The 12,915-nt window shown below is 66.0% G+C and carries 10 protein-coding genes; 3 read left to right on the plus strand and 7 right to left on the minus strand.

Annotated features, from left to right (window positions below):
* The first annotated feature begins 9 nt into the window (after window positions 1-9).
* From ACQKPE_RS05090 to ACQKPE_RS05100, 3 genes are all read left to right on the plus strand, one after another.
* Window positions 10-510: a M48 family metallopeptidase gene (locus ACQKPE_RS05090; RefSeq protein ID WP_427663764.1), complete on the plus strand. Its 501-nt coding sequence runs from the start codon at window positions 10-12 to the stop codon at window positions 508-510.
* A gap of 13 nt (window positions 511-523) precedes the next feature.
* Window positions 524-820 (plus strand): winged helix-turn-helix domain-containing protein, encoded by a 297-nt coding sequence (locus tag ACQKPE_RS05095; RefSeq protein WP_427663766.1) that lies wholly within the window; start codon window positions 524-526, stop codon window positions 818-820.
* A gap of 130 nt (window positions 821-950) precedes the next feature.
* A complete protein-coding gene (locus ACQKPE_RS05100; protein WP_427663767.1) occupies window positions 951-1,688 on the plus strand; it encodes a substrate-binding periplasmic protein in 738 nt (245 codons plus the stop codon).
* A 19-nt stretch (window positions 1,689-1,707) separates the two neighbouring features.
* Here ACQKPE_RS05100 and yccS read toward each other — a convergent pair whose 3' ends face one another.
* The 7 genes from yccS to ACQKPE_RS05135 all read right to left on the minus strand — a co-directional run bounded on the left by yccS (window position 1,708) and on the right by ACQKPE_RS05135 (window position 12,883).
* Window positions 1,708-3,891: a YccS family putative transporter gene (yccS, locus tag ACQKPE_RS05105; protein WP_427663769.1), complete on the minus strand. Its 2,184-nt coding sequence runs from the start codon at window positions 3,889-3,891 to the stop codon at window positions 1,708-1,710.
* Window positions 3,892-3,967: 76 nt separating this feature from the next.
* Window positions 3,968-5,149, minus strand: coding sequence for an NAD(P)/FAD-dependent oxidoreductase (locus ACQKPE_RS05110; RefSeq protein WP_427663771.1), 1,182 nt, complete (start codon window positions 5,147-5,149; stop codon window positions 3,968-3,970).
* A gap of 141 nt (window positions 5,150-5,290) precedes the next feature.
* Window positions 5,291-6,628 (minus strand): ATP-dependent RNA helicase DbpA, encoded by a 1,338-nt coding sequence (gene dbpA, locus ACQKPE_RS05115; protein WP_427663867.1) that lies wholly within the window; start codon window positions 6,626-6,628, stop codon window positions 5,291-5,293.
* A 112-nt stretch (window positions 6,629-6,740) separates the two neighbouring features.
* Entirely contained in the window at window positions 6,741-8,168 is a 1,428-nt protein-coding gene (mdtD, locus tag ACQKPE_RS05120; protein ID WP_427663773.1) for a multidrug transporter subunit MdtD, read from the minus strand.
* Between the two features lie 108 nt (window positions 8,169-8,276).
* Window positions 8,277-9,608, minus strand: a complete 1,332-nt coding sequence (locus tag ACQKPE_RS05125) for a TldD/PmbA family protein (protein ID WP_427663775.1) — start codon at window positions 9,606-9,608, stop codon at window positions 8,277-8,279.
* The gene (locus ACQKPE_RS05130; protein WP_427663777.1) at window positions 9,608-11,050 is read right to left on the minus strand and encodes a TldD/PmbA family protein; all 1,443 of its coding nucleotides are present in this window, start codon (window positions 11,048-11,050) and stop codon (window positions 9,608-9,610) included. The genes ACQKPE_RS05125 and ACQKPE_RS05130 overlap by 1 nt, the downstream gene beginning before the upstream one ends.
* Before the next feature lie 30 nt (window positions 11,051-11,080).
* Window positions 11,081-12,883, minus strand: coding sequence for an acyl-CoA dehydrogenase (locus ACQKPE_RS05135; protein WP_427663779.1), 1,803 nt, complete (start codon window positions 12,881-12,883; stop codon window positions 11,081-11,083).
* Between the last annotated feature and the right edge of the window lie 32 nt (window positions 12,884-12,915).

Consider the following 12,915-nt stretch of genomic DNA (forward strand, 5'->3'; position numbering starts at 1 on the left):
CACACCACCATGACCCCCCTACGCTACCTGCAAGCCTACCCCCCGCACCTGCAGGACCAGGTCCGCCAGATGATCGCCAGCGACCGCCTGGGCGACTACCTGCAACAGCGCTACCCCGGCCGCCATGACGTGCAGAGCGACAAGGCGCTGTACAGCTACGCCCAGGACCTGCGCCAGGAATACCTGCGCACTGCGCCGCCGCTGGACAAGGTGCTCTACGACAACCGCCTGGACCTCACCCACCGCGCCCTGGGCCTGAACACGGCCGTTTCACGGGTGCAGGGCGGCAAGCTCAAGGCGAAGAAGGAAATCCGTATCGCCTCTTTGTTCAAGGACGCCGCCCCGCAGTTCCTGCGCATGATCGTGGTGCACGAGCTGGCCCACCTGCGCGAACGCGACCACAACAAGGCCTTCTACCAACTGTGCCAGCACATGGAGCCGGACTACCATCAACTGGAGTTCGACCTGCGCATCTACCTGACCTATCAAGAGCTGCCAGGCTCTGCATAAGGAACCCACCCCCATGGAAGTGAGCAAGACCAAGAGCAGTTTCTACCGCCGCCTCTACGTGGCCTGGCTGATCGACAGCCAGACCGCCACCAGCGTACCGGCGCTGATGGAAGCCACCGGCATGCCCCGGCGCACCGCCCAGGACACCATCGCCGCGTTGGCCGACCTGGACATCGTCTGCGAGTTCGAGCAGCAGGCCGGGGCGCGCAACCATGCTGGGCATTACCGCATCCACGACTGGGGCGCGATCGACAAGCAGTGGATCATCCAGCACCTGCGTCAGCTCCGCGAAGTGCTCGGCTACCCCTGATTCGGAAAAAGTTTCATGCATTTCGGCCAAAATAGAGGCTAAATGACATTATTGCCCGCTGCGGGCACCTTCTGCCTTTGTGTAATCTCCCGAAACCAGCGTGGAGCCCCAACTGCGAAAGGAACTGAGCATGCGGCCACTGCTTTGTGTTCTAGGTCTTGCGGTATCGATGCTTGCAACGCCTTCATGGGCACAGCAGCCCCTGCGCCTGGTGGCCGACCGCTGGCCACCGTTCACCGACAGCGGCATGCCGGGCGGCGGCCTGGCCACCGGCATCGTCACCGAAGCCCTGGCCCGCGCGGGCTATGCCAGCAAGTTCGAGGAAGTGCCCTGGGCGCGTGCGCTCATGGGGGTGGGCGAGGGGCGTTATGACGTGCTGGTCAACGCCTGGTACAACGAGGCGCGCACCCGCCTTGGGCAATTCTCAGGGCCTTACCTCACCAACCGCATCCGCCTGCTCAAGCGCCAGGGCGAAGCTTTCAGCTATGGCAAGCTGCCCGACCTTTACCCCTACAGCATCGCCGTGGTCCGCGACTACGCCTACGCGGCCGACTTCGACAGCGATACCCGGCTGAACAAAGTGCCCGTGCGCAACTTCCCCTCCGCGGTGCGCATGCTCGCGGCCGGCCGGGTGGACCTGGCGGTGGAGGATGAGTACGTGGCGCGCTTCAACCTGCGCTCAGAGTCGGCAGCGGTGCGCAATGCAGTGGACTTCGTCGAGCAGCCGCTGGGGGAGAACAGCCTGCATATCCTGGTCAGCCTCAAGCATCCGCAGCATCAGGTGATCGTCGAGCGGTTCGAGCAGGCGATCGAGGCGATGAAGGCCGATGGCAGCTATGCGCGGTTGTTGAAGCATTACGGCTTGTGAGCGATGAGGGCGGCACCGATCAGGCCGGCTCGCCTTCCTTGTTCAAGTGCGCCGCCAGCGTGCGCAGCGGCCCCAACTGCCTGCAGATCAACGCCAGCTGGGTCTGCACCAGCCGCTGGTGTTCATCCAGTTCCTCGGGCATCTGCTCCAGCTGGTTGGCCAATGCCTCCTCGCTGTCGCTGTGGATCGCGATCGGCGCCCGAGCCGCCAGGCCATTGGCGATGTCATCCAGGCTCTGCGCCAGGCTGCTGCCCGCACCATCGATCAACTGCTCGTGCACTTCGGCCGGCAACGCCGTGTCGCGGTGCGCCCCCAGCCCTGACAGGTAGCTGAGCAAGGTGTGCGACAACACCAGGAAGCGGAAGCCCACGTCGGCCTCCTTACGGAAATGCCCCGGCTCCATGAGCATGTTCGAAAGCGTGGTGGACAGCGCCGCGTCGGCGTTGTGCGCGTTGCGCCGGGCCAGGCGGTAGGCCAGGTCGTCGCGCTTGCCGTTGGCGTACTGCTGCATGATCTGGCGCAGGTACAGGCTGGCGCAGGTCAGGGTGTTGGCCAGCACCTTGTTCAGGCGTCGGCCCTGCCAGTCGGGCAGGAACAGGAACACCGCAAGAATGGCGATCAATGCGCCGACCAAGGTATCGAACAGGCGCGGCAGGAACAGCCCGTAGCCATCGCCGATCTGGTTGAAGCAGAACAGCACCATCAAGGTGATCGCCGCCGTCGCCAGGGTGTAGCGGGTGGTGCGGTTGACGAAGAACACCACCCCGGCGACCACCGCGAACAGCGACTGCACCAGCGGGTTGGGGAACAGGTCGAACAGCGCCCAGCCCACGGTCAGGCCGATGGCGGTGCCGATCACCCGCTGCACCAGCTTGCGCCGGGTGGCGCCATAGTTGGGCTGGCAGACGAACAGGGTGGTGAGGATGATCCAGTAGCCCTGGGTGGGGTGGATCAGGTGCACCATGCCGTAGCCGACCGACAGTGCCAGCGGCAGGCGCAGGGCGTGGCGGAACAGCAGCGAGGTGGGGGTGAGCTGGGTGCGCAGGCGCTTCCACACGTCCTTGAGGTTGCGCGGCGAGCGGTCGAGCAGGCTGCTGTCGCTGGCGTCGGCCAGGCTGTCGGGGTTGCTTGCGGCGCTGAGCAGGCGGTCGAGGGTGGCCAGGTTCGCGGCCAGGGCGCGTAGCGAGCGCAGCAGGCTGCGCCAGGCCGGGTTGTTCTGTTCGCGCAGGTGCTCCAGCGACGCGTTCAGGTCTTCCAGGGCTTCGGGGTAGCCGCTGGCGAGCACGAAGGGCTGGCGCAGGCGAATCGAGCGGGCCAGCTCCTGGCACGAGGCGCCTTGTTTGCGCAGCAGGCGCTGGCAGCGGAACATCACATCGCTGTGGAAGAACGCCTCGTTGAGGGCGTTGTAGGGGTAGTGCGAGGCGCTGACCCGCTCATGGATGTCCTGGGCCAGGAAATACAGCTTCAGGTAGCGGCTGACCTTGGAATTCGGCTGGCTGTTTCCGACCCGGTGCAGGATGATCTCCTTGGCCGCATTGAGCGCCGCCACCACCTTGCCGTTCTGCTTGGCCAGCTCCAGGCGCCCGGCCTCGACATCCAGCGTGCGCACCGGTTCGAACAGGCTGGCCTTGAGCTTGAGGTAGCTGCCCAGTTCAAAGAACAGCTTGGCCAGGCTCTGCTGCACCGGCTGGTTGGAGAACAGCGCCTGCCACAGCACCGACAGCGCCCCGTACCAGGCGGCGCCGGCCACCAGCATCATCGGTTCGTGCCAGAAATCGGTGACCTGGCCGCCGCGCTGGTCGACGCCGATCATGGTGTACACCGACAGAATCAGCGTGGCCGAGGCAATGGCGCCATAGCGCTCGCCGAGCGCGCCGAGCATGGTCAGGCCGAATGCCGCCAGGGCCATGGCGATGACGAAGACCCAGGGGTAGGGGAACAGCAGCTCCACCGACAGCGCGGCGACGGCGAAACACACCAGGGTCACCAGCAGGGCGCTGAGGCGGCCCTGCCAGCCATCGTCGGTCTCGGCCAGGGCGCTGGCGATGATGCCCAGGAACAGCGGGATGAGCAGGCTCATCTCGTTCTGGTACCAGCACCAGGCCATGCTGCCGGTGAGGGCGATGGTCACCCGGATGGCGTAGCTGAACTTGTCTTGGCCCCACAGGCGACGCAGGGAATGGCGGAACGAGCTCGATGACATGATGGCCCTGGGCGGTGAGCAGGAGAGAGTCCTGGCACGGACAGCAAGAAGCGTTCCGTGCTGAAAGGTTTCTACTCTACACGAACTGCGCCGCTGCGTTAGCCGAAGCCCAGGCCCACTGGAAGTTGAAGCCACCCAGGTGCCCGCTGACGTCCAGCACCTCGCCGATGAAGTACAGCCCCGGGCTCTTGAGCGACTCCATGGTCTTGGACGACACCTCGCGCGTGTCCACCCCACCCAGGGTCACCTCGGCAGTGCGATAGCCCTCGGTACCCGCTGGCACCACTTGCCAGGCCGCAAGCTTTTCGGCCACCTCGGCCAGTTCCGCCGGGGTGTACTGCTTCAGGGGCTTGGAAACGAACCACTGCTCGGCCAAGAGGTTGGCCAGCTTGCGGGTGAACACCTCGCCCAGCACGGTTTTCAGCTCAGTGTTGGGGCGCTCGGCCTGTTGCCCTTGCAGCCACTCCAGGGCATCGCGGTCGGGTAGCAGGTTCAGCTCGACCGTGTCGCCTGCCTCCCAGAACGACGACACCTGCAAGATCGCCGGCCCGCTCAGGCCGCGGTGGGTGAACAGCAGGTTTTCGCGAAAGCTCCCCCCGTTGCAGCTGGCGATGCAGTCCAGCGAGGTGCCCGAAAGCTCGGTACACAAGGCCTTGAGCTGCGGTTCGGTGATGGTGAACGGCACAAGCCCTGCGCGGGTCGGCAGCAGTTCATGGCCGAACTGGCGCGCCACCTGGTAGCCGAAACCGGTGGCGCCCAGGGTCGGGATCGACAGCCCGCCGGTGGCGATCACCAGCGACTGGCAAGCGAATGCCCCCGCACTGGTTTGCAGCTGGTAGCCGCTCTCGACCTTGGTGATGGTCTCGATGCTGGTGTTCATGCGCAGCTCGGCGCCGGCCTCGTCGCACTCGGCCAGCAGCATGTCGAGGATGTCGCTGGACTTGTTGTCGCAGAACAGCTGGCCGAGCTTCTTCTCGTGGTACGGCACGCCGTGCTTGGCCACCAGTTCGATGAAGTCCCACTGGGTGTAGCGGGCCAGGGCCGACTTGCAGAAGTGCGGGTTGTGCGAGAGGAAGTTGGCAGGCTCGGTGTACATATTGGTGAAGTTGCAACGCCCGCCGCCGGACATGAGGATCTTCTTGCCCGGCTTGTTGGCGTGGTCGAGCAGCAGCACGCGGCGCCCACGGCGGGCGCTGAGCTGGGCGCACATCAGGCCGGCGGCGCCGGCGCCGAGGATGATCACGTCGGTGGAGTGCACGGTAAAAACCTATCTTGATCGGAAATGGAGCACCGCCCCCTGTAGGAGCGGGCTTGCCCGCGAAGGCAGCACCGCGGTGCATGGCACCGGCTGTGCCGGTGTTCGCGGGCAAGCCCGCTCCTACAGGGGCACTGCAAAGCTTTAGAGGATGCGCACCTTCAGCGCGCGGCCCTTGATCTTGCCGCTATTGAGCCGCTGCATCGCCTGTTTGGCCACCGCCCGCTCCACGGCAACGAACGCCTGGAAATCGAAGATGGCGATCTTGCCCACCTGGGTACCGGGAATACCGGCATCGCCGGTCAGTGCGCCGAGAATATCGCCCGGGCGCAGCTTGTCCTTGCGCCCGGCGGCGATGCACAGGGTGGTCATGGTTGGCAGCAGCGGCTCGCCGCCCTTGCTCTTCAGGCTGTCCAACTGGTCCCAGCGCAGTGGACTTTTCTGCAGCGCTTCGATGGCCTGGGCGCGATGACCTTCGGCGGGCGCCACCAGGCTCACCGCGATGCCCTTCTCGCCAGCACGGCCAGTACGGCCGACGCGGTGCACGTGAATCTCGGCATCGCGCGCCAGTTCCACGTTGATGACCATGTCCAGGCCGTCGATATCCAGGCCACGGGCTGCTACGTCGGTAGCCACCAGCACCGAACTGCTGCGGTTGGCGAACATGGTCAGCACCTGGTCGCGGTCGCGCTGCTCCAGGTCGCCATGCAGGGCCTGGGCATGAATACCCTTGGCCGTGAGGTGGGCAACCACGTCTTCGCACTGCTGTTTGGTGAAGCAGAACGCCACGCACGACGTCGGGCGGTAGTGGCCGAGCACGCGGGTGGTGGCCTCCAGGCGCTGCTGCGGGTCGATCTCGATGAAGCGCTGCTCGATCTGGTTGTCGGCGTGCAGGCTCTCGACCTTCACCTGCTGCGGCTTGCGCATGAAATCCGCGGCCAACTGCTCGATACCCGCCGGGTAGGTGGCCGAGAACAGCAGGGTTTGGCGCCGGGCCGGGGTGCGCCCGAGGATGCTGGCGATGGCATCGAAGAAGCCCATGTCGAGCATGCGGTCGGCTTCGTCGAGCACCAGGGTGTTGAGCCCGTCGAGCACCAGCGTGCCTTTGTCCAGGTGCTGCTGGATGCGCCCCGGCGTGCCGACGATGATATGCGCGCCATGCTCCAGCGAGGCGATCTGCGGGCCGAGCGACACGCCGCCGCACAGGGTCAGGACCTTGATGTTGTCCTCGGCGCGGGCCAGGCGGCGCAGCTCCTTGGCGACCTGGTCGGCCAGCTCCCGGGTGGGGCACAGCACCAGCGCCTGGCAACCGAAGTAGCGTGGGTTGATAGGGTTGAGCAGGCCGATGCCGAAGGCAGCGGTCTTGCCGCTGCCGGTCTTGGCCTGGGCGATCAGGTCCTGGCCCTTGAGGATGACCGGCAGGCTCTGCGCCTGGATCGGCGTCATCGCGGTGTAGCCGAGGGTGTCCAGGTTGGCCAGCATGGCGGCGGACAACGGCAGGGTGGCGAAGGCGGTGGAAGTGGTGGTCACGGGGCAGGCCTGCGGTGCGAAGCGAAAAATGCCGCACAGTCTACCAGCCTCATGGCCATTCGCCCTACGATTCCACGTGTTGTTCCGGACGACGGGCACGCCTTCCGTCCGTCGGCGCCAGTTGCAGGAAGATGGTCGCCGCCAGCATGGCCATGACGCCGATAGTCACGAAGGTGAGCTGGAATGCGGCCAACGTGGTCTCCACGCCCTCGGCACTGCCCGAGGCGGTGAAGCCTCCGAGCAAGGCACCCGCGCACGCGACACCAAGGCTCAGGGAAATTTGCGCGACCACCGACAGCAGGCTGTTGCCGCTGCTGGCGCTGGCATCGTCCAGGTCGATCAGGGTCACCGTGTTCATCGCCGTGAACTGCAACGAGTTCACCGCCCCGAGCAGGGCCAGTTGGGTCAGCAGCAGCGGGTAGGGCGTGTGTTCGTCGACCAATGCCAGGCTGGCCAGCAGGATACCCAGCAGCAAGGTGTTGCCGGTGAGCACGATGCGATAGCCCAACCGCTCGATCAAAGGCCGGGCAATGGACTTGGCGACCATGGCCGCCGCCGCCAGCGGAATCATGCTCATGCCCGCCTGCGACGGTGAATAACCCAGCGCCACTTGCAGCAGCAACGGCACGAGGAAGGGCAGGGCGCCGCTGCCCAGGCGGGCGAACAGGTTGCCGAGGATACCGATCGCAAAGGTGCGCACCCGGAACAGGCTGGGCGAGAACAGCGGCTCCGGGTCGCGCCCGGCGCGTAGCCAGTAGGCCGCCAGGCACGCCATGCCGGCGAACAGCAGCAACATCACCCGCAAGTGCGGCAAGTGCAGTTCGCCCAGGCCTTCCATGGCGATGGTGATCAGCACCATCGCTGCGCCGAAGAGGATGAAGCCCGGCGTGTCGAAGCGCGTGCGCTCGCTGCCGCGCAGGTCGGGAATGAATCGCCACACCGCATAGCAGCCCAGGGCGCCGACCGGCAGGTTGATCAGGAAGATCCAGTGCCAGCTGAGAATCTCCACCAGCCAGCCGCCCACGGTCGGCCCCAGCAGCGGGCCGAGCAGGCCGGGAATGGTGATGAAACTCATGATCCGCACCAGCTCCGAGCGCGGGTAGGCGCGCAGCACCACCAGCCTTCCCACCGGCAGCATCAGCGCGCCGCCCAGGCCCTGGATGACCCGCGCGAAAATCAGGAAGCCCAGGCTGTTGGCGATGGCGCACAGCAGCGAGCCGAAGCTGAACAGCAGGATGGCGCCGAAGAAGATGTGCTTGGTGCCGAAGCGGTCGGCGATCCAGCCCGAGGCCGGGATCAGCAGGGCCACGGTGAGCATGTAGGCGATGATCACCCCCTGCATGCGCAGCGGGTCTTCCGACAGCGAGTGGGCCATGGAGGGCAGCGCGGTATTGAGGATGGTGCCGTCCAGCGACTGCATGAAGAAGGCGATGGCCACTACCCAGGGGATCCAGCGGGCGGTGGTGGGGTCTAGCGGGGCGCGTTCGGGCATGACGTCCTCTTTTGTCAGTGCCTGCCTATTCGCGGGCAAGCCCGCTCCTACAGGTTCGGTGGTCCACTGTAGGAGCGGGCTTGCCCGCGAAAGGGCCGGTACAGCCAATCACAATGTCAGGGTCAGGGCTTTGACCAGCGCTCCCGGCAAATGGCTCGAACCGGTTTGGCGCTGCCCATAAGTGCTGGTCGACAAGATCATCTCGCGTTCGCGGGTCAGCTCTTCCAACTGAGCCCCCAGCAGGCTGTACAGGCTGTCATCGAAGCGCATGGTGCTCACCGGCCCTTGGATCTGCCCATCCTCCACCCAGAACGTCGCGAAGCGGGTCAGCCCGGTCATGCGCGCGGCGGGCAGGTCAGAGTAGTTCAAATACCACAGGTTGCTGATGTACAGCCCCGTGCCCAGGCGTTCGAGCACATCGGCCATGGCCAGCGAACCGGGCGCCAGGCTCAGTGCGCAGGGGGACTCGTGGCCGTCGGCGCCGTTGGCCGCCAGGGTGAATTCGGCAGCACTGCGGGCGCAGGTGAGGCGCTCGATGGCGCGGCCTTCCGACACCAGGCGCAGGTCCTGGCGCGGGGAGCCTTCGTTGGAAAATGCTGGGCTCAGGGAACCTGCGACCTGCTCATCGAAACTCACCAGCGGGCTCAGGCGTACATCGCCGTTGTACAGGCGCTGCAACGGGCTGTTGCCGGTGGCCAGTGCCTGGGCCGAGAAGCCGCCCCAGGCGAGCATGCCGGCAATTTCTTCCATCGCTGCCGGGGCCAGGTAGGCGCGGTAGTTGCCGGGCTTGAGGGTGACGGCTGGGCGGCCCAGGAATGCCAGTTGCTCGCGAGCCTGGCGCAGGCGCTCGGCGAAGGCCTTGGCGCTCCAGGTTTGGCCGGCATAGTTGGCCTTTACCGCCTGGCCATTGTCATGGAACAGGCTCCAGTCGATGTTGAAGCTGTTTGCCTGGTGCCAGCCGAAGGCACCGAACGAGCTGGCGAAGCCTCGGCAGATCGGCCCGGCGGCGTAGATGCCGACCAGGTCCAGGTCGCCGGCCTCGCGCTCGATCAGCGTCAGTACTTCGGCCAGTTCGGGTAGCGCCTGGTCCTGCTGGCTATGGCTGCGCCAGGCGCTTTCGTCCAGTTGCAGGTAGGGGTCGAGGGGCAGCAGGGGGAGGGTCTGGCGCAGTTGCTCCAGCGCCTGGTGCAGGTGCTGGCTGTCCAGGTGCGGGTCATCACACAGGGTAAGCTGCTGCTCGGCCTGACGCCCCTCGCGCACCAGGCGCAGCAGTGCGCTGGCCTGGGCGACTTCACCGGCCTGGCGCACCTTGGCGTGGTTGAAACGGATGAACCGCGACTGCTCGGCGCTGTAGCCAAGGGTGAACTGCTCGCCGGGCTGGAGGGCGGCGTTGAGGCTGTCGAGTAGGTGCTCGAAGCGTTGCTGGTAGGGGCTGCTCATCAGGCGTCTCCTCCGAATACATCGACCTGGCGGAATACGCAGGCGGGCGAGGCATGGCCTACCCGCACAACCTGGTTGGGCTCGCCTTTGCCGCAGTTTGGGGTGCCGAGCACCTGGAAGGTGCTGGCGTCGCCCACCGCTGCGAGGCTGCGCCAGAAGCTGGCGGAAATGCCGCGGTAGTTGGGGTTCTTCACCACGCCCTTGAGCTGGCCGTGTTCGATCAACTGGCCCCATTCGCAGCCGAACTGGAACTTGTTGCGCGCGTCATCGATGGACCAGGAGCGGTTGGTGCGCATCAGGATGCCGTGCTCGATACCGCCGATCAGCTGTTCGAGCGACTGGTCGCCCGGCTCGATATTGAGGTTGGCCATGCGGTCGATGGGCGCGCGGTTCCAGCCGCAGGCGCGGCTGTTGGCCACGCCCGAAAGGCCCGAGCGGAACTGCGACAGCGCGCCGCCCAGCGGGCGCAACAGCAGGCCGTTTTGAATCAGGAACTGCTTGCTGGCCGGGGTGCCGTCGTCGTCGAAGCTGTAGCTGGCCAGCTCTTCGCCCAGGGTCGGGTCGAAGGTGACGTTGAGCAATGGCGAGCCATATTGCAGGTGGCCGAAATCGCTGGCTTTCACGAAGCTGGTGCCGGCGTAGTTGCGCTCATCGCCCAGGATGCGGTCCATCTCCAGCGGGTGGCCGATGGACTCGTGGATCTGCAGCATCATCTGGTCGGGCATTAGCAGCAGGTCGCGCGCACCGCTGGGGGTGTTGGGCGCCAGCAGAAGTTGCAGGGCCTGGTCGGCGATGCGTTTTCCTGCGCCGACCAGGCCGCAGCGCTGGATCACCTCGAAGCCGCCTTGCTGGCCGAAATTCTCCCGGCCCAGGCTGCGGATCTGGCTGTCCTGGCCGTCGCTGGCGGTAACCGCAAGGCCGGGGAACAGGAAGCGCTGGGCGTGGCGCAGTTCGGCGCCGAGGTTGTTCAGGTAGGTTTGCTCGACCTCGGTGATGCCCAGGCTGGCCTGCCAGTCCACCAGGCGGCTGTCCTTGGGCACGCTGGCCGACTCGGCGGCCAGCAGTTCCAGGCATTCGGCGAGGCTGGGCAGGGGTTGCTCGAGGTTGGGCGAGAGGTGGTCGTGGCGCTGGTCCGGCGCGGCGTGCTCGCGCAGGTCGAGCAGGTTGTGGGCGGCGATGCCCCGGGCCAGGGCTTCGGCTTGTTCCAGGGCACGTTGCAGGCCGCTCTGGGACAGGTCGGCGGTGGCGGCGTAGGCCTCAACGCCGTTGACCCGCACGGTCAGCATGGCGCCTTCGTCCTGGCTGAAGAAGGGTGGCTCGGCCACGTTGCGGCGCACCGACAGGGCCTGGTGCGACTGCTTCACATGACGCAGGGAAAACACATCGGCCTTGCTGCGCAGCGCGGCGAAGCGCTGGCGCAGCAGGGCGCTGGAATCGAACATGCGGGAACCTCCGTGTGTGCGGCGGCTCCCCTAGAACCACCCCTCTTGCATGGCCAGGCACGTGTCGTCACGGGCCTCGAGCAATGCCAGGTCATTATGGCAGGGAGGTACTTCCCAGGTGAGGAAATAACGCGCGGCCTGCAGCTTGCCCTGGTAGAAGTCGCGGTCGGCCTCGATGCCCTTGAGCAAGCCCAGCTCGGCATGAATCGCCTGCTCCAGCCAGCGCCAGCCGACCACGCAGTGGCCGAAGGCCTTGAGGTACAGCGCCGAGTTGGCCAGGGCGCCGACGACCTTGCCTTGGGCCAGGTCGCCGAGCAGCGCCAGGGTCACGGCTTGCAGGCGGTTGACCAGTTGCTCCAGCGGCTGGCGCAGGGCGTCGAGGTTGGGGTGGTGGCTGGCGCGCTCGCAGGTGGCTGCGATCAGGCGGAGCAGCTGCTTGAGCCCGGCACCATTGTTCTGCGCCAGCTTGCGGCCTAGCAGGTCGAGCGACTGGATGCCGTGGGTGCCTTCGTGGATGGGGTTCAGGCGGTTGTCGCGGTAGTACTGCTCCACCGGGTATTCGCGGGTGTAGCCGTGGCCGCCGAGAATCTGGATCGCCAGTTCGTTGGCTTTCAGGCAGTACTCCGAGGGCCAGGATTTGACGATCGGGGTGAGCAGGTCGAGCAGTTCGTGGGCCTGGCGGCGGGCGGTGTCGTCTTCGGCGGTCTGGGTGTCGTCGAACAGCCGCGCAGAATACAAGCCCAAATCGAAGGCGCCTTCTACATAAGCCTTCTGTGCCAGCAGCATGCGCTTCACATCGGTGTGGGCGATGATCGGCACGGCAGGGCTGGCGGGGTCTTTGTTATCCACAAGGCGGCCTTGCGGGCGTTGGCGGGCATACTCCAGGGAGTACAGGTAGCCCGCGTAACCCAGCATCACTGCGCCCATGCCGACGCCGATGCGCGCCTCGTTCATCATCTGGAACATGCACGCCAGGCCCTGGTGCGGCTGGCCGACCAGGAAGCCGACGCACTGGCCGTTATCGCCGAAGTTCAGCGCCGTGGACGTGGTGCCGCGCCAGCCCATCTTGTGGAACAGCCCGGCCAGCAGCACATCGTTGCGAGGGCCCAGGCTGCCATCAGTGTTGACCAGGTACTTGGGCACGATGAACAGCGAAATGCCTTTCACTCCGGCGGGGGCGTCGGGCAGCTTGGCCAGCACCATGTGCACGATGTTTTCGGACAGCTCGTGGTCGCCGCCGGAAATGAAGATCTTGTTGCCCTTGAGGCGGTAGCTGCCATCGCCTGCGGGTTCGGCGCGGGTGCGGATGTCGGCCAGCGATGAACCGGCGTGGGGCTCGGTGAGGGCCATGGTGCCGAAGTAGCGCCCTTCGATCATCGGTTGCAGGTAGAGGCGCTTCTGCTCGTCGGTGCCGAAGCTTTCGATCAGGTTGGCGGCGCCCATGGTCAGGAAGGGGTAGGCGGTGGTGCCGGCGTTGGCGGCCTGGAAGTGCGCGAAGCAGGCTTGTGATACAAGGCTGGGCAGTTGCATGCCGCCGGCTTCGAAGTCGCGGTTGGCGTTGAGGAAACCTGCGTCGAGGAAGGCGTCGACGGCGGGCTTCACTTCCGCAATCAGCTCGGCGCGGCCATCCACGTAGCGCGGCTCGTTTTCGTCGGCCTTGCGGTTGTGTGGGGCGAAGAGCTTCTCGGCCAGGGTGCGGGCGGTGGTGAGCGCGGCGTCGAAGGTTTCGCGGTTGTGCTCGGCGAAGCGCGGGCGCTGGGTGAGGGCTTCGGCGTCGAGGACTTCGTAGAGTTCGAAGGCGAGGTTGCGGGGGTTGAGCAGGGTATCGGACATGTCGACATTCCTAAGCAGGCGTTGGACGAGTC

Origin of the sequence: Pseudomonas sp. NPDC089554, from assembly GCF_050280645.1 — a bacterium.
Lineage (GTDB): Bacteria > Pseudomonadota > Gammaproteobacteria > Pseudomonadales > Pseudomonadaceae > Aquipseudomonas.